This window comes from Paenibacillus sp. FSL H7-0943, from assembly GCF_037963265.1.
In the GTDB taxonomy this organism is placed as follows: Bacteria; Bacillota; Bacilli; order Paenibacillales; family Paenibacillaceae; genus Paenibacillus_AQ; species Paenibacillus_AQ odorifer.
Genome location: NZ_CP150148.1, coordinates 6,710,648 through 6,727,653, shown reverse-complemented (window position 1 = coordinate 6,727,653; position 17,006 = coordinate 6,710,648). Strand labels below are relative to the sequence as shown.

15 protein-coding genes are annotated in these 17,006 nt (G+C 43.1%); 12 read left to right on the top strand and 3 right to left on the bottom strand.

Annotated elements, in window-relative coordinates:
- The first annotated feature begins 122 nt into the window (after positions 1-122).
- The 3 genes from NSQ55_RS29455 (at position 123) to NSQ55_RS29445 (ending at position 6,574) form a co-directional block, all read left to right on the top strand.
- On the top strand, positions 123-758 hold the full coding sequence (locus NSQ55_RS29455; RefSeq protein WP_076124152.1) for a response regulator transcription factor: 636 nt from the start codon (positions 123-125) through the stop codon (positions 756-758).
- Between the two features lie 84 nt (positions 759-842).
- Entirely contained in the window at positions 843-5,924 is a 5,082-nt protein-coding gene (locus NSQ55_RS29450; RefSeq protein WP_339170489.1) for an AAA family ATPase, read from the top strand.
- A complete protein-coding gene (locus NSQ55_RS29445; protein ID WP_036682266.1) occupies positions 5,921-6,574 on the top strand; it encodes a response regulator transcription factor in 654 nt (217 codons plus the stop codon). The genes NSQ55_RS29450 and NSQ55_RS29445 overlap by 4 nt, the downstream gene beginning before the upstream one ends.
- Positions 6,575-6,586: 12 nt before the next feature.
- On the opposite strand, the gene NSQ55_RS29440 is transcribed toward NSQ55_RS29445, so the two are convergent.
- Together NSQ55_RS29440 and NSQ55_RS29435 are read right to left on the bottom strand one after the other, a co-directional pair.
- Positions 6,587-6,997 carry a DUF2752 domain-containing protein gene (locus NSQ55_RS29440; RefSeq protein WP_339174642.1) on the bottom strand — a complete coding sequence of 137 codons (411 nt, stop codon included), beginning with the start codon at positions 6,995-6,997 and terminating at the stop codon, positions 6,587-6,589.
- Positions 6,978-7,316, bottom strand: a complete 339-nt coding sequence (locus NSQ55_RS29435) for a DUF4234 domain-containing protein (RefSeq protein ID WP_051491231.1) — start codon at positions 7,314-7,316, stop codon at positions 6,978-6,980. Before NSQ55_RS29435 ends, NSQ55_RS29440 begins: the two co-directional genes overlap by 20 nt.
- A 221-nt stretch (positions 7,317-7,537) precedes the next feature.
- Between NSQ55_RS29435 and NSQ55_RS29430 the strand changes: the two genes are divergently transcribed.
- Complete coding sequence (locus NSQ55_RS29430) at positions 7,538-7,879, top strand: zinc ribbon domain-containing protein YjdM (protein WP_036682263.1); 342 nt, start codon at positions 7,538-7,540, stop codon at positions 7,877-7,879.
- A 55-nt stretch (positions 7,880-7,934) separates the two neighbouring features.
- Here NSQ55_RS29430 and NSQ55_RS29425 read toward each other — a convergent pair whose 3' ends face one another.
- The gene (locus tag NSQ55_RS29425) at positions 7,935-9,599 is read right to left on the bottom strand and encodes a diguanylate cyclase (protein ID WP_339170484.1); all 1,665 of its coding nucleotides are present in this window, start codon (positions 9,597-9,599) and stop codon (positions 7,935-7,937) included.
- A gap of 283 nt (positions 9,600-9,882) precedes the next feature.
- On the opposite strand from NSQ55_RS29425, the gene NSQ55_RS29420 reads away from it, so the two are divergent.
- The 8 genes from NSQ55_RS29420 (at position 9,883) to NSQ55_RS29385 (ending at position 16,985) form a co-directional block, all read left to right on the top strand.
- The gene (locus NSQ55_RS29420) at positions 9,883-10,941 is read left to right on the top strand and encodes an LLM class flavin-dependent oxidoreductase (protein ID WP_076124143.1); all 1,059 of its coding nucleotides are present in this window, start codon (positions 9,883-9,885) and stop codon (positions 10,939-10,941) included.
- A gap of 55 nt (positions 10,942-10,996) precedes the next feature.
- Positions 10,997-11,461, top strand: a complete 465-nt coding sequence (locus NSQ55_RS29415; protein ID WP_076191597.1) for a RidA family protein — start codon at positions 10,997-10,999, stop codon at positions 11,459-11,461.
- A 176-nt stretch (positions 11,462-11,637) separates the two neighbouring features.
- Positions 11,638-12,672, top strand: a complete 1,035-nt coding sequence (locus NSQ55_RS29410) for a stalk domain-containing protein (RefSeq protein ID WP_076191599.1) — start codon at positions 11,638-11,640, stop codon at positions 12,670-12,672.
- A 141-nt stretch (positions 12,673-12,813) separates the two neighbouring features.
- Positions 12,814-13,821: a sigma-70 family RNA polymerase sigma factor gene (locus tag NSQ55_RS29405; protein ID WP_076124138.1), complete on the top strand. Its 1,008-nt coding sequence runs from the start codon at positions 12,814-12,816 to the stop codon at positions 13,819-13,821.
- 112 nt (positions 13,822-13,933) lie between these two features.
- Complete coding sequence (locus tag NSQ55_RS29400) at positions 13,934-14,629, top strand: response regulator transcription factor (RefSeq protein ID WP_076124136.1); 696 nt, start codon at positions 13,934-13,936, stop codon at positions 14,627-14,629.
- Positions 14,630-14,737: 108 nt separating this feature from the next.
- Positions 14,738-15,589 carry a M15 family metallopeptidase gene (locus NSQ55_RS29395; protein ID WP_076124134.1) on the top strand — a complete coding sequence of 284 codons (852 nt, stop codon included), beginning with the start codon at positions 14,738-14,740 and terminating at the stop codon, positions 15,587-15,589.
- Positions 15,589-16,110: a VanZ family protein gene (locus NSQ55_RS29390; protein ID WP_076124132.1), complete on the top strand. Its 522-nt coding sequence runs from the start codon at positions 15,589-15,591 to the stop codon at positions 16,108-16,110. Before NSQ55_RS29395 ends, NSQ55_RS29390 begins: the two co-directional genes overlap by 1 nt.
- Before the next feature lie 38 nt (positions 16,111-16,148).
- The gene (locus tag NSQ55_RS29385; RefSeq protein ID WP_036682251.1) at positions 16,149-16,985 is read left to right on the top strand and encodes a YitT family protein; all 837 of its coding nucleotides are present in this window, start codon (positions 16,149-16,151) and stop codon (positions 16,983-16,985) included.
- Positions 16,986-17,006: the final 21 nt, after the last annotated feature.

The following is a 17,006-nucleotide window of genomic DNA, read 5'->3' as shown; positions in this document are numbered from 1 at the left end:
TAAGCGGTGTAGTCTTTTAACTATACTTAATCAGAAATGCGCCAAATTTAAATGAATACTCCAATTGAAGCTTTTTATACAAAGAAGTAAATAATGTATGCGGTTTAGAGGGAGCTGTTTCTGTGAAAATCATCATTGTAGATGATCATCCTTTAGTTAGAAGAGGGCTGGCATCTGTCATTGCAATGCAATCGGATATGCAATTTGCCGGTGAAGCTACGAATGGTCCGGAAGCACTTGATGTGATTGAAGAGACAAAGCCAGACATTGTCCTCATTGATCTTAAACTTGCTGATGAATCAGGACTGGATGTCATTAAGATAGCACGTACCCGCGGCATTGTTAGTAAATTCATACTGTTGACTTCCTCTGCGAGCAGAGAGGATTTTTTGAGGGCTGAAGAAGTACTGGTAGACGGATATGTTCTGAAAGAGGCACTGCCGGAGGAATTACTGTTTGCTATCCAGTTGGTGTACAAAGGGAGAAAATACTATGATCCTGGTCTAATGGAAGAAAAGATGCGAATGAGCGCCAGCAGTCCAACAGATGAATTGACACCAAAAGAGAAGGAAGTCCTGATTCAGCTTGGACAAGGTGCTTGCAATAGAGTGATTGCCACACGTCTTTTTATCAGTGAATTTACGGTGAAGAAGCATGTCAGTCAGATTTTAGCGAAGCTGCAGGTTACTGACCGGACACAGGCGGCATTGTGCGCGAACGCGATAGGATTAACGAAATATGAAATGTCTTATGAGTAGAACGGCAAGATCAGATGTTATAATGGCTTTAACTACTTTGCGAGATTGAGTATTCTGTCTAATTGTAATTAGGGAGTGCTGTTGATGTTTGAATTGCCAGGATACCAAACCTTAGATCTGATAGATAATACCGCAGATATCAGGTTATACAGACTCCTACGTCAAGAGGACGGCCTAAGAGTTATCGCTAAGACAACAATAGGAGAATATCCGGGAGCTGCCATGGTCGATGCTTTTCGTCATGAGTATGACATGCTTAAGCGACTTTGCGGTCGTGGTGCAATAGAGCCGTACAGTTTGGAAATTATGGCGGACCGACCAGTCCTTCTCTTAAAAGATATAGAGGGGAGTACCCTTGGGCAGATCCTGCGTGTGCCTGTTAATTCACTGGGTCTTCCAGCGCTAATTCGAATCGCTACAGCTATTGCTGATTGTCTTATGCAAATTCATCGTGAAAAAATAACACTAAATGAACTAACCCCCGCTCATCTAATCGTCAATCCCATTACTTTTGAAGTGAAATTTATTGATATAAGAATCTGTTCTACCGAAAACACCACGAGTCCTTTGTCACCGTTAGGCGGCCGGCCCGATGTTCTGCTTCCTTATATAGCTCCAGAACAAACGGGACGAACCGGAGTCAAACCGGATTACCGTTCTGACTTTTATTCGCTGGGGATCATCCTGTATGAATGTCTCTCGGGCAGCCGCCCCTTTGAGCTGCATGATGTTGTTGATATTGTATATCGTCATCTTGCAGATACACCTGAGCCTCTGCACCGCAGGTTCCCCACTATCCCTCTATCGGTCTCTGATATTGTTGGTAAATGCATGGAGAAAATGCCTGAAGCGAGGTATGCCAGCGCGTTTGGCATTAAATCGGATCTTGAGGAATGTCTATCCCGTCTAGAAGAATCCGGACATATTGAGCCTTTTCCACTAGGAAGCTGGGATATCCCAGAGCGCTGGATGGTATCAGGACGCTTCTATGGAAGACATCTTGAGCAACAAAGCTTAAGAGAAGCACTGCAACGAGCATCACAAGGTGCCGTAGAGACGGTTTGGATTAGCGGGGAGAGTGGTATCGGCAAAACAACCTTTCTGAAGGAGACCCTTACAAATACAGTCTCTTTGGATGGTTTCTTCGCCAGAGGCAAATTCGAATCCCGACATACCTCACTCCCTTATGGCATCTGGCATCAAGTCATAGAAGAGTTGGTTAGTCAGCTGCTGATGGAAACAAAGTTGCAGGTGGAGGTTTGGAGGCTGCGTATTCTACAAGCAGTGGACAATTACGGTCAGTTGCTGATCGATTTTGTTCCTAAGCTTGAACTCTTGATTGGCCCTCAACCCTCCGTGCCTCCACTGCCACCGCTGGAAGCTCAGCATCGCTTTCAATTAATCATGAGCCGATTTATTCAACTCTTTCCTCATGAGGATCATCCTTTGATCTTGGTATTGGATAATTTGCAATGGGCTGATGATACGTCGCTGCAATATCTCACTTCGCTTATAGAGGATACAGCAACGACTCATCTGCTAATCGTGCTTTCCTATCGCAATCGGGAGATTACAAGGCTGCACCCGCTCAGTAGGCTGGAAAAACATCTGATTGACCGCAACGTAGCGATGAGCAGAATTTCTTTACAAGCGCTTGAACTCACCGATTTAAAACAACTGCTACTTGATGTTATGCGTTACGAGGCAGCTGACTTGGACGAGCTGGCGCGCGTGCTGCTTCATAAGACAGATGGAAACCCGTTATTTATTAAGCAATTCCTTCAAGATTTGATAGATGATCAGCGAGTGGAATTTGATGAGAATATTCGAAGCTGGAAATGGGATCTCCACCGTATTACTGAATTGAATGTACCCGATAACGTAGCTTCATACCTTTCAAGTAAATTGCAGCAATTTCCTGAACAGACGGTATATGCACTTAGCAGAGCCGCATTTATAGGCAGCCTATTTGATTTACGTACACTTGCTGATATTACGGAGACACCGATAGAGACATTGAATGATGCGTTGGCGGTTGCTGTACATGGGCGCTTGTTGCAGCCCGTTAACGGGGAGGAATATCCGCATTATAAGTTCCAGCACAACCGCATTCATCAGGCAGCATATACTTTTATTTCCGAAGAGGAGCGTTCCGAGCTGCATTGGAGGATTGGTCTTTTATTGCTAGGCCGCAGCCCGCTAAGTGAAGGAACGACCCTATTTGAAGCTGTCCATCATTTGAATCAGGCACTTACATGGTTAGACCGCCCTGAAGAGAGGCTTCAACTAGTAGAGCTGAACTTACAGGCAGGGATAAAAGCGAAGCAAACAACCGCACATGAGACAGCCTTGCAATATATGCTTCAGGCAACGTCATTATTAGAGGAGCAGAGCTGGGAGGCGCATTATGGGCTGACCTTCCGGGTATTCCGTGAGAGGGCGGAGCTCGAATATTTATGTTCCCATTTTGATACGGCTAATGAATTATTTCATCTGTTGATTGATAAAGCTACGACAAATATGGATAAGGCTTACGTCTACGTAATGAAGGTGCAGTTGGAAGCAAGTAATGATAACCATGAAGAGGTGATCTCCTTAGGCCAGCATACCTTATCGTTACTGAAAGTGAAGCATCAATTTGATCCTGGTTATGCTCAATTGACGCTTCAATGGTTACGATTGCGGCATAGACTCAAGAAGGTCTCACTCGAATCGCTTACTCTTTTACCTCCAATGACTGATGAAGCACGTAGAATCGCAATGTCTACTTTAGATCATTCAAGCAATGCTTGCTTCTACGTCAATCGAGAAGGGTGGCTTGCTTCTTCCTTCACCATGATTGAATTAACGCTTGATTATGGGATGACTCCGGAGGCTTCCATTGGATTCATAGGTTATGCAATGTTTCAATACTATTACTTCCGTAATGATGAAGAGACATTCAAATGGGCCATGCTGGCGTTCAGCTTATCCGAACCCTATCCGAAACAGCACATGACAACCTTAGCCGCGTTCGCCATGTGCTACGATAGCTGGCGGCATTATGATCCCGCTATGCTCCATACGTTTACCGAGAAAGCTGGTAAAGTAGGACTGGAATCAGGTGACTTATGGAAGGGCAACCAGAATGTGTTGATCAACTGTGCCTCCCTTTTGCAATTTGGTCATCCTCTCGGCGATATCTATGAGCGATTAATTACTCATTCCGGTGATTTGCTGCGCCATAACAACAGTCTTCATTGTAAGCAGGCTATTGTAGCAGCGGCCATTCTTGTTCGCTTGACAGGTTATCGCTCTATAGATGATCCCTTTCCCATTGTGGAGATTAGCGAGCCTGCTTTTGCACAGTCGGTTCATGGGGACACCTTTGATTTTATACAAGAAATGGTCTGGATCTATCAATATTTGACGGGCTATGTATTTGGGGAATACCGAGAAGCCAGTGAGGCATTAGCCAAATCAGCGGCCATTATAAAATCACGCGAAGATGGCCTAGACAGTCCCATGCAGATCATGTATGAATGTTTAGTCTGGGCTCAGTTGTATGAGGAATATAACGCTGAAGAGCAACGTACATATCGGGCAAAAATGCGTAAATGCTTGAAGAAAATGAAAAAGCTTGCCAGGCGTTGTCCGGGGAATTATCAGCATAAATATCTGTTAATGAAGGCTGAGTTAACTCGTCTATCGCGAGATCCCCGCCAAGCTGAAGCATTGTATGAGCAATCCATTGAGAACGCTCGGATCCACGGTCATATTCACGATTTAGCGATGGCAGCGGAATGTTATGGTAAATACGGGCTTCGTCATGGCAAAATGCATCTGGCAAGAATCTATATGACTGAGGCCTATGAGGCTTATCTGCAATGGGGCGCAAAGGCTAAAGCGGCTGACCTGGAGCAGCAGCATCGCCATTTGCTGCATATTAAACGAGAGCCCGGGCTCGATCGTGTGGATTCCCTTTCTGTGGTAATGTCTGCCCAAGCATTATCCGGCGAGATGGAGATGAGCCGATTATTGGCCACGCTGATGCGAATCATGCTCCACAATGCTGGGGCAGAATATGGGGCTGTTATTTTTGATCATGACGGCAAATGGATGGTGGAAGCTTATGGGACCTCAGAAGCCCAGCATATCGAATCTGTTCCACTTGGGGAAGAATCGGGGTTGGTCCCGGCAGCGATTATAGCTTACGCGGCAAGAACACAAGAACAGGTTGTATTACATGATGCACTCAGTGAAGGAATATTTACACGTAATACTTACGTTAGGAATAATAGACTGAAATCGGTTCTATGTCTCCCCATCATGAATCAGAATAAATTGGTTTGCCTGCTCTATTTGGAGAATAATCTATCACCGGGTGTATTTACTCCAAGCAGACTCGATGTGCTCAAGCTGCTTGGTTCACAATGTGCAATCTCAATCGCTAATGCCAAGCTATATTCGGGGATCCAATATCTCAAAAAAAATCTGGAGGATCAAGTGGTAGAAAGAACTCGCAGCCTGGAGCGTTCGATGCGGGAAACATCTGCAGCTTTGGCCGAAGCTACTGTTTTTGAGGAACGCAATCGTATTGCCCAAGAGATTCATGATATTGTCGGGCATACCCTTACATCGACGATTCTGCAGATTGAAGCTGGCAAGCGGCTGCTTCAGAAGAAGGAGATAGACAGCGGCTTTCAGCGTCTGGCAGAAGCCCAGGATCTTGTGCGGCATAGCTTGAATGAAATCCGCGGCTCTGTCCATATGCTGAAAGAGGACAGGTATTCTGATCTAACCGTGATGCTGAGGCAGTTGATTCGAGATACAGAACGCAATGCAGGCGTTGTTGTTCATGCAGTTATTTATGATCTGCCGGAAGCCATGTCAACAGCCTATAAAAAGGCAATCTATCATGCTTTGCAGGAGGGCTTAACTAATGGGATCAGACATGGGAAGAGTGCGGAGTTCCATTTTAGTCTGGAGTCTGTTGGAGCGAACTTGCAGTTTAGACTCAAGGATTGTGGGCTAGGGATGAGTCCAATCGTGATGGGATTTGGACTTAGGACGATGAAGGAACGGGTTGAGCAACTGGGAGGCAGCTTATCCATCGATGCAGAAATCGATGAAGGCTGTTTACTGGAAATTGATCTGCCTATGCGAAGGGTTGTGGATAGAACATGAGTAAAATAAAAATTGTAATTGCCGATGATCAATTGTTGACGCGGGAAGGACTTCGCACCATTTTGGATCTGGAAGATGATATGGAAGTGGTTGGTGCTGCCAAGAATGGAGAAGAAGCTTGCGAGATGGTTGAGGCACTCCAGCCTGATCTGGTGCTGCTTGATATTCAAATGCCAGTTATGGATGGCCTTAGCGCCTTGAAAAGAATAAAGCAGATTCGGCCGAACATCTTCATTCTGATCCTGACTACTTTTATAGAGACTGATTATATTGTAGAGGGGATGGCCTACGGGGCAAGCGGTTATATGCTGAAGGACATGGACGCAGATAAAATGATCGCTTCGATTCATGATACGTTATCCGGGCAATTTATTCTGCCAGCTCCGGTAGCAGCCAAACTGGCATCGAGGATGAACAGGTTAACAGAGGACTATGAACATTGGCAAAGATCGGGTCTGGATCGCATCAGTCTGACAGAACGGGAAGAGGAGCTGGCACAGCTCATTATCCGGGGACTGAATAACCGTGAAATCGCCGATACATTACATATTGCCGAAGGTACGGCGCGTAATTATATTAGCAATCTTTACAGCAAATTAGAAGTGGTTGATCGGGCCCAAGCGATTGTGCGACTGCAAGCTATTTTGTAATAGTTGTTGCTGTTAACGAATTACTGTCGGGGCCAAATATTCAAACAGCGGGAGATTCCTCAGTATTCCAAATGTAACGGTCAGAATCAACATTATAGCCATAATTGCCTGGCTAAGAGGCCGGATTTGCTTCTTATTATTAATCCAATACAACATATACAGAGGTGCTAAAACAAACAGCAACGGGTTAAATCTAAACGCTTGAATAACGTCGAACTTCAGCAAGGAAAGAATAACTCTTGTGACTCCACATCCGGGGCAATACAATCCAGTCCATTCATGAAATGGACAAGGGATACTAATATTGGTTAAGGGTATCCATGCTTTGAGATATACTACGCCGACGAGACTTAAGGACACACCCCAAAATAGTTTAGGATGTGTCCTTTTATAAATCGTAAACTTATACCAGTTTATTAACATCGGATTGTACCAAGGCATACGTGACAATACCCAGACCAAAGAGTGTCAGGATCACATAAAGCACTGAATTATCTGACGGGTATTGGCCGCGCTGTCTTTGAGCTTCAGCAATATGTTTACCTACCTGATAGGCCCAAATGAAGCTCCAGATCCCACACGTAACCAACGTTAAAAGAAAATGTTTTCCTCCTGTAAATGTATAGTCTCCACTCAGTTCGCCTACCTCATTGGTTAGAACAATAAACCAATATATTGTATAGAGCCCACATGTAATTAATGACAAAATAATGGCGAATGCAACACTTCTGCGACTTATCATTACTCACTCTCCTATGTATTTACATAAAAATTCGACATTTCCATCTTATTGAATTAGGGAAAAATATACAAGACAATATTTGAGAATTACTGTCCGCTGTCGAAATCTAGACAAACTTACTGCTGATATCTAGTGGAAACCTTACCAAATATGAAATATACTTTTGAGGCTATGCACTGGAACCACAACTAGATTTACATTAACGAATGGAGGACACTTTGATGTCAACTTTGCCAAATTGCCCGAAATGTAATTCAGAATACACTTATGAAGATGGTAGTTTGCTCGTCTGCCCGGAATGTGCGCATGAGTGGAGCCTCGACACAGAGGCTGAAAGCAGTGAAGAGAACAAGGTTGTCAGAGATGCCAACGGAAATATTTTAAATGATGGAGATGCTATAACTATTATTAAAGACCTTAAAGTAAAAGGAAGCTCATCCGTTCTGAAGATAGGAACAAAGGTGAAAAACATCCGTTTAGTGGACGGAGATCATGATATTGATTGCAAAATCGATGGTTTTGGAGCTATGAAATTAAAGTCCGAGTTTGTTAAAAAGATCTAAAAAATAAGAATCAGCTTAACTTCAACAGAAGTAGGCTGATTCTTTATTTTAAACGTTATCTATTAATCTCAACAATCTGATTTCGTCCGGCATTTTTTGCTTGATATAAGGCTTTGTCCACTGATTCGAATAAATCATTTAGTTGATTGGTCAGGCTTTCTGTATATTGTGCTGCAAAATTACTAATGGACAGCAGTCCCATACTAACAGTAATCGAGAGGGAATGAGCAACATCCTCTACATGTACTTTATTAGCTTCTATTATAGATTTGATATGTTTTGCTAAGTGGTTTGCTTGTGTTTGATCTGTATTTGGTAAGTAAATGATAAATTCTTCTCCGCCATAACGCGCCAGAACATCCGTCTCCCTCAACGTTTTCTTAATTACCTCTACCGTGCTGCAAATGACGACATCACCGATTAAATGGCCGTAATTATCATTCACTGTTTTGAAAAAGTCGATATCCAGAAGGATGATAGCAAAAGGCTGCTTGAGTTTCATATTTTCTATGATCTCATGCTCTAAGTGCAACGTTAAGTAATGACGATTATAACAACCGGTTAGGCTATCCGTTATGGCCATCTGCTTAAGTTTTTGGTTAGTCTGCGATAATTCATCCTGGATTTCAGTTAATGTAGCATTACGCTCTTGCAGGGTCTCGTTCTGGTGATTGGTCTCGGCTATGAGGCGATGCAGCTCGCTTCTGTCCTGAAAAGTGAGAATGCGTCCAACCCTGATTCCACCTACCACAATCGGCGCCGCAGTAATGTTAATGTATGCATCGAGTGAGGTGTAGAATAGTTCAACCTCAGTCCTCTCCATGGGCTGGTTCAAGTATGTATGAAGGAATAAATCGAAAGCTCCGGAAGTTTGCTCTATGGGTGCGATGGTCGACACGTCAAAGTGAGCACCGATTTGCAGATGGATTTTTGGAAAAAGCGAGCGATTGATTTCTACTACAGTCTCACTATCATCCAGTACAAGAATTCCTTCTGTAATGGTGTCAATGATATCCTGATGGGCGATGGTTACGAGATCAAATATTTTATCCCGATGGATAGCAATTACGAAAAAGATTGCCGAGATTAAGATCCCCAGAGAGGTCAGCCCTGGAATAACTGGATCAGATTTAAGCAATACCACATTAAGAAAAACATCCAATAAAATAAATACCGTTAGCACCAGCACCCCTTTGAGCACATGAGCAACCTGTTTTTTGATCCGCTGTGTAGTGTTTGAGACTAGCGCTGAATAGATGATATACAGAGAAATTATTACGCTGGTGGTTAAGAAGATAATAAGCAGCCAAAAAATCGGACCATAATATCTTTCGATATATCCGCCGTTCATAGGGAGAACAAAACTTCCGTTTGGATTGGCGATCACCCCTACTAAGATCAAAGCTGCGAGAATGTATAGGATCAATGTGTTCTTTTTTCGAAGAAGATGTGAATTCCCGGTGAGTAGTACCGTGAACAGAAGCCAGCCAATCGTTAACAGAACCGAGTCGATAAAAGCGAGCTTTACATAAAACAATTGAAACTTGGGATCGTCGGTCGTTTTGATAGCGAATTGGCAGAAGGGCCATAACATCATAGTAAAATGAAAAACTAAGTATGCTTTATGTAGGTTAGTGATAGTTACAGACGCAAATATGTAGATGAACAAAGCGAACAAAACAAAAAATAATAACAAATCAATCCATGTCATGATATTCATTTCAGTGACACCTTCTCCCACCCGGTTAACAGTTCTTTCATGTTACCTTGAATTTTATTCGTTGCCATATGATTATTTGTTCTACGACAACCGCTATTTGTTTAAGAGTCTTTCAACATATTCCTTCAAAATCCTCTATTTGTAAGCGTGGTTTTGCAAATTTTAAGGATGAGTTTCCCGGGAAACTAGGGTTGGACAGAATGACTAGCTTTTTTAACCTTAACTTGTGTTATAATCAAACAAACAATTTAAAGAGGAAATTATAGTTAAGGGGGATTTGTAAGTGGAAATAGGAATAAGCACGTTCGTAGAAACAACACCGGATGTTCAGACGGGTGAAGTGATAAGTCATGCGCAGCGATTGCGCGAGGTTGTAGAGGAGATTGTGCTTGCAGATCAGGTGGGTTTAGATATATTTGGCGTGGGCGAACATCATCGCAAAGATTATGCGGCGTCTTCTCCAGCAGTTTTACTGGCTGCGGCGGCCTCACAGACGACACGGATTCGGCTAACCAGTGCGGTTACAGTACTTTCCTCTGATGACCCCGTACGTGTGTTTCAGGATTTCGCTACCCTGGATGGAATCTCGAATGGACGCGCAGAGATCATGGCAGGCCGGGGTTCTTTTATTGAATCGTTCCCGCTGTTTGGGTATGATTTGAATCATTATGATGAGCTGTTCGATGAGAAGCTGGACTTGCTGCTCAAAATACGGGAATCCGAAAAAATAACCTGGAGCGGCGTGCACCGTCCTGCCATTAATAATCTGGGGATTTATCCGCGTCCCGTGCAGAATCCATTGCCAGTATGGATTGGTAGCGGAGGAAATACAGAATCCGTAATTCGTGCAGGTCTACTAGGATTACCGCTTGTGCTGGCTATCATTGGCGGCAGTCCGCTACAGTTTGCTCCGCTCGTGAAGCTCTATAAGAAGGCTGCAGCGCAAGCGGGACATGATGTATCGAAGCTGCCCGTTGCTTCGCACTCGCACGGCTTCATTGCAGAGGACAATCAGCAGGCTGCCGATATGTTCTTCCCTTCTACACAAGCTAGTATGAATGTTATTGGCCGGGAACGCGGATGGGGTCAATACACCCGTGCAAGCTATGATGCGGCACGTAGATTTGAAGGTGCCTTGTATGTAGGTGACCCAGAGACCGTTGCTGAGAAAATCATTCACCTGCGCAAGCAAGTAGGCATCACACGATTTATGCTGCATGTGCCGCTTGGCACAATGCCTCATAAGGATGTAATGAGAGCCATTGAGCTATTGGGTACCCAAGTAGCACCCATTGTTCGCGCTGAGATATCGAGATGGGAAGCAGAGGTTGAAGCTAAGTAGTAACTATGATCTTACTTAATTATTGAAGCTGTTGATAATGGAGGGGGAGATGGATATGACAGAGCACACTATAGCGAGCAGACTCGAAGCATTAGGAGTTGTTCTGCCTGAGGCTAGTGAACCGGCGGCAAAATACGCTAACTACGTAATTGTTAATGGTTTATGTTTTGTGTCGGGAAAAGGACCAGCGGGCCATCCCAAAGGGAAGCTGGGACAAGATTACACTACCAAGGAAGGCTACCATTTTGCACGTTTAACGGGTATAGAAATCCTTGCCGTCCTGAAGACAGCTTTAGGTTCTTTGGACAAAGTGAAAAGAGTAGTCAAAATTCAAGGCTTCGTTAATGCAGATCCCCTTTTTGAAGAACATCATAAAGTGCTTAATGGTTGTTCAGATTTAATGCTTGAGGTGTTCGGAGACAAGGGTGTTCATGCTCGTTCTGTATTGGGTGCTGTTTCTGTAAGGGATAATCTTCCGATCATTATTGATTCCATTTTTGAAGTTGAGGAACCTGTCTAGCCGGCTCCATGAGGCATATTTAAAAAGAGGACTATGATACCGAAAGGTGATCGTAGTCCTCTTTTTTTAGGTGCTTATGCCGTAGGTAGATGCTTACCCCAAAATTTGTAACAAAACTAATCACCCTTTTTTTAGTAACAATAGGTGTACATATCAATCAACGAGGTGATGACATCATGAAATTTCAAAAGAAAGCTATGTTACTTTTACTACTTACATCTATGCTCTATACTGCTCCGGCCTATGCGGCGACAACGCCTCAGACTCCGGTTACAGCCGTTTATCTGGATGATCAACAGCTACAATTGGGGGCTCAGCCCTTGTTAGTAAACGATACAGTACTAGTTCCTATGCGTAAGTTATTTGAAGCTCAGGGGGCAAAGATTACTTGGAATAATGATACCAAGACCGTTAAGGCAACCAAGGGCGACCTGGTGCTGACCTATCATATTGGTGATCAGGCAGCGAATAAAAATGGCCAGTCCTTAAGTGTAACGGTTCCCGGCCAGATTACCGGCGGTTATACGATGATGCCACTGCGTTTTGTCAGCGAAGCTTTGGGCAGCACTGTGAAGTGGGATACCACTACTCGTGCCGTTCGTATCTACTCGGCAGTGGATTACGATACGACAATTCTGTATGGGGTTAACCTGCGAACTTTGCCAGACTCGTCAGCCCAATCAACGGTGCAGCAAATGTTGTCAGCAGGAGATAAGGTACATGTGGTTAGAGAAGTAGATGCTTTATGGTTAGAAGTGCGAACACAGGATAACAAGAGTGGCTATATATCTGCTAAACCCAAATATAGCAATTATACTAGTACGGCTCTTGTAGAGCGGCAGGGAAGCGAGCTGCTTGCTTACGGAGAAAAATATCTGGGAACACCTTATGAATTTGGTGCTGCTACTGACCAGACGTCTACCTTTGACTGTTCTTCCTTTGTAGGACATGTATTTAAGGATGTGTTGGCAATTGACCTGCCACGTGTCTCTTACAATCAGGCCAAAGAGGGCAAAGAGGTTGGAATTAACGAGCTGCGCAAAGGGGATCTGTTATTCTTCAGTGCACGTGGACTTGATATTGGGCATGTGGCGATTTACGCGGGAAATAATCAGATCCTACATACGTACTCCAAGGAGCTTGGCGTTCATTATGAAGCCTTAAGTGACAAGTGGAAGAAACGTTTGGTCACGGCTCGCAGATTGTTTTAGCTAGGTAATAATTAGGCTATAATTATCACGGTGTAGAAAAGTTGAAATCCCCTCTCCATTAAAATTTATTTGCAGGCATAAAGACGGTTTTTGAGTCTCTTTTCCGTCTATGTTATGAGCTTGATGTTAAGGAGGAAAATAGTGACTTGTACGGACGCAGAACTGGTAGATAAGGTGTGTAAAGGTGACATGGATGCATTCAGTGTACTTATCGGCAAATATTCCAATGCAGTATACGGGGTTGCTTATGGTAAATTGGGTGATTTTCATACCGCACAAGACATTGCCCAAGAGGTTTTTGTTAAAACCTATCGCAAATTACCTAACTTAAAGGAGCCTGAGAAACTCGCCAGTTGGTTATATGCGGTTACTGCACGGGAATGCATGGATTGGTTTAGGTCAAATAAAAAGAAAACTGCTTACGAATTCATGCAAAAAATGGAGGTTCCGCAGCCAGAATCTACCGAAGATCAGCTGCTCAGAAAAGAACTCCAGCAAGATGTGTGGAAAGCCTTAAACACCCTATCAGAAGCTAATCGTATAGTCACAATTCTCTACTATATCGACAATTACAAGGTTAGGGAAATCGCCGATTTCCTTGATTTATCCAGCGAAGCTGTTGAGAGTAGACTCCGCAGATCAAGAGCGATCTTAAAAAGGGAGATGTTGAGTACAGTGAATAATAATCTTAGTGAAAACAAATTACAGGACGAATTTAAGAAGAGAGTCTTTCAGGATGAAAGAATGACTGAAACGAATTTTCGTCGTGTGGCTATGGGCCAGAGTGAATTTGATGATATTGATATGCATAAAACAAACTTCTCCAATGTAAATATGGAGGGCACCGGATTCGATAATATTAATATGAGCAGTACTACCTTTAATGACATCAATATGCATTCTGTTAAGTTTAATGAAGTGGGGCTGTGGGAAATAGAGGTTAGTAATAGTGAACTAGGGGAGGCTTATTTCCACGATATTCATTTGTACGGTAAAGGCAATAAGTTTGAGCGATGCCAGCTGAACGGGACATCCTTTGTAGATTGTGATCTTTCGAATGTGGATATAAGAGACTGCAATCTTTCAGGCGTCACAGTAAATGGGATTTCATTAGAGCTATTGTTAGACAGCTATAATAAAAGGAAATAAACTATATAAATCATAGATTTAATCGGAAACCACTTCTTTCTAGGAGTGGTTTTTGAGTTTAGGGTATAATGGATGAAGAGTGTACAGCACAACCTATAGGAGTGAAAAATAGATGAAGCGCATCACCATTTTAATTGCGGATGATGAGGCGGAAATTGCCGACTTGGTGGCCTTGCATTTGCAAAAAGAGGGGTATCATATCCTCAAAGTGTCCGATGGAAGGGCAGCGGTACAAGCCATTGAGTCGCAAACGATAGATTTGGCGATTCTGGATATAATGATGCCGGGGCTGGATGGTTACGAGGTCACCCGCCATATTCGGGAGCATCATCATCTGCCGATTATTTTTCTGAGTGCTAAAACTTCCGATCTTGATAAAATCACCGGACTGGTTATGGGTGCAGATGATTATATGACCAAACCGTTTAACCCAATGGAGCTGGTCGCCCGGGTCAATTCCCAGTTGCGGCGCTCCATACAATTCAGTCAGCCCGCAGCCATACCTAAATCGGTGCTAGAGGTTCGGGGATTGATGATTTCACCGGATGAGCATACGGTTACTCTTTATGGTGAGGTTATTGAGCTAACTCCAAAAGAGTTTGATATTTTGCACTTATTGGTCAGCCATCCTAAGCAGGTGTTTAGTGCGGAGAACATTTTTCAACAGGTGTGGGGCGATGCTTATTATGAGAGTGGGAACACGGTCATGGTGCATATCCGTACCTTGCGCAAAAAGCTCGGTGAAGACATCAATAAGAATAAATTCATTAAGACGATCTGGGGCGTTGGATATACTTTTAATGGGTAAAGCCCGTGAAATTTATTTATTTTAAGAAAAACTTTATATTTGTCCCGCCTTTTCTTTAAAGTGTCTTCGTTATTCTATTCCTATCAAGGAAATGGGAGGACATTGCTGATGAAGAAGTGGGGCTTTTTGGCGTTGGTTGTGTTGTTGCTTGGGTATGCAGCGGCTCGTTATTTACCGAATACGGGTAATTTAGGATACGATGATAAGATTCGCAAAGAATCTATTAGAAATAACAATAGCTTAGAGGTAGTAACACAAGATCAAGTGTATCAAGGGGATTTGTTGCTGGTGAACAAACAATACCCGGTACATGAGGATAGTGTGAAGTCTGATATCGTGACCTTATATGAGCAGGCGGATCTGGTGCAGGGTTATGGGCTGCTGGATACCTCGATTCGTTTGTCTGAAAGTGTAGCGCATAAATTCAATAAGATGGTCAAAGCTGCCGAAAAAGAGGGTGTGAATCATTTTTTAATTAGCAGCGGGTACAGGGACTTTGAAGAGCAAGAGAAATTATATCAGGAAAAAGGTTCGGACTATGCTTTACCGGCGCAATATAGTGAACATAATTTAGGATTATCTCTGGATATCGGGTCGTCCCAATCAGAAATGAGTAAAGCGCCTGAAGGAAAATGGCTGCAAAAAAATGCCTGGAAATACGGCTTTATTCTCCGCTATCCGAAAGACAAAACCGAGATTACGGGGATAAAATATGAACCCTGGCATTTCCGTTATGTAGGGTTGCCGCACAGCGCCATTATTCATGAGAAAGGGCTTGTGCTAGAACAATATTTGGATTTCTTGAAAGAGAACAAAGAGATTTCAACAACAGTAGACGGCAAAGCTTATACAGTAAGTTATTTTCCGGTATCCAAATACACTACGATCAAAATTCCACAGGAAGGGCAATATATGACGTCAGGCGATAACATGGATGGCATAATTGTTACTACATATTAATGACTAAAGAGCCGAAAAAAAAGTCTGCTATAAACCTTTTGCTGGCAGCGATATTTATCGTCTATATGTATTTTTTAATCCGAATTATTTTATTTAAAGGTGCACCGGTGAACTTATTATCGCTTTGGGAGCAAGCGGGACGTATGTTTGAACATCCAGACCGGATTTTTAATCGGCGAGGCAACTATATCCCTTTTAAGGAGATCTCCCGGGGGATGGACGATCTGTCGCTTTCAGATCCTTTTTCATCGATTAATTTAGTAGGGAATTTGTTGGCCTTTATTCCGTTTGGGATCTTGGTGCCCATGCTGTTATCGCAAAAAGTAAGGCTGTTTCGAAGAGTTTTCTTCCTCTCGCTGGCGCTGAGCTTCTGTTTTGAATTCACACAATTAGTATTGTATATCGGCACCTTTGATGTGGATGATCTTATTTTGAACACTGGCGGCGGGGTGGCTGGTTACTGTATCTATAGACTGTTGACTTCTTTCGGATGGATTGCATCTATATCAAAGCGGTGTTAGTATTTGTGGATATAGATCTAGGGTAGAAGGGGCATGGTATGAAAAAGCGTATTTCGGATATTGTTTCCATCATTGTAGGAGCTTTGTTATTCTCCTTGGCCGTTAATTTGTTTGTGATTCCGAACGAGTTCGGTGAAGGCGGGGTCACGGGACTGACTATGATTACTTACTATTTGTATCAGTGGTCACCCGGTATTGTTAGTTTGATTCTTAACGCTTTATTATTAATTGTGGGGTACAAATTTCTAGACAAAACTACGACGGTATACACGATTATTGCGGTGTTTTTCAATTCGTTATTCCTGATTCTTACGAAAAATTGGAATATTGGCAGCGATGAGTTGATAATTAATGCAATATTCGGGGGTATCTTCTCAGGTGTGGGTATCGGGCTAATTATACGAGTGGGTGGAACGACTGCAGGGTCAACCATCATCGCCAGAATCCTACATAAATATTTGGACTGGAATGTTAGTTACGCGCTACTGCTCGTCGATTTAATTGTGGTGTTCGCTTCGTATTTCATCATTGGAGTACAAAGTCTGATGTTTACGATCGTGATGCTCTATGTAGCCACTAAGATAATGGACTTTATTATTGAGGGAGTGAACCCTAAGAAGGCTGTTACGATTGTATCCCAAGAGCAGGACAAAATTGCTGAACAGGTTAATGGAATTATGGATAGAGGCGTCACAGTAATATATGGCCGTGGGTACTATACCAAGACACCTAAAGAGCTGCTGTATATTGTGATTAGCAAGCAGGAAGTGACTATGCTTAAGAAAATCGTCAAATCCATTGATAAAGAGGCGTTTATTACCATCCACGATGTAAGAGATGTATTCGGAGAAGGTTTTGTGGAGCTGTCAAAATAATAAGATAAAAAGCTATCCCGG

Excerpts from the sequence above, each read along its gene's own strand:
- NSQ55_RS29385 (WP_036682251.1), top strand. The coding sequence starts at position 16,149 with ATGAAAAAGCGTATTTCGGATATTGTTTCCATCATTGTAGGAGCTTTG.
- NSQ55_RS29435 (WP_051491231.1), bottom strand. The coding sequence starts at position 7,316 with ATGATAAGTCGCAGAAGTGTTGCATTCGCCATTATTTTGTCATTAATT.
- NSQ55_RS29450 (WP_339170489.1), top strand. The coding sequence starts at position 843 with ATGTTTGAATTGCCAGGATACCAAACCTTAGATCTGATAGATAATACC.
- NSQ55_RS29395 (WP_076124134.1), top strand. The coding sequence starts at position 14,738 with ATGAAGAAGTGGGGCTTTTTGGCGTTGGTTGTGTTGTTGCTTGGGTAT.
- NSQ55_RS29440 (WP_339174642.1), bottom strand. The coding sequence starts at position 6,997 with ATGTTAATAAACTGGTATAAGTTTACGATTTATAAAAGGACACATCCT.
- NSQ55_RS29415 (WP_076191597.1), top strand. The coding sequence starts at position 10,997 with ATGACAGAGCACACTATAGCGAGCAGACTCGAAGCATTAGGAGTTGTT.
- NSQ55_RS29430 (WP_036682263.1), top strand. The coding sequence starts at position 7,538 with ATGTCAACTTTGCCAAATTGCCCGAAATGTAATTCAGAATACACTTAT.
- NSQ55_RS29400 (WP_076124136.1), top strand. The coding sequence starts at position 13,934 with ATGAAGCGCATCACCATTTTAATTGCGGATGATGAGGCGGAAATTGCC.
- NSQ55_RS29390 (WP_076124132.1), top strand. The coding sequence starts at position 15,589 with ATGACTAAAGAGCCGAAAAAAAAGTCTGCTATAAACCTTTTGCTGGCA.
- NSQ55_RS29425 (WP_339170484.1), bottom strand. The coding sequence starts at position 9,599 with ATGAATATCATGACATGGATTGATTTGTTATTATTTTTTGTTTTGTTC.
- NSQ55_RS29410 (WP_076191599.1), top strand. The coding sequence starts at position 11,638 with ATGAAATTTCAAAAGAAAGCTATGTTACTTTTACTACTTACATCTATG.
- NSQ55_RS29445 (WP_036682266.1), top strand. The coding sequence starts at position 5,921 with ATGAGTAAAATAAAAATTGTAATTGCCGATGATCAATTGTTGACGCGG.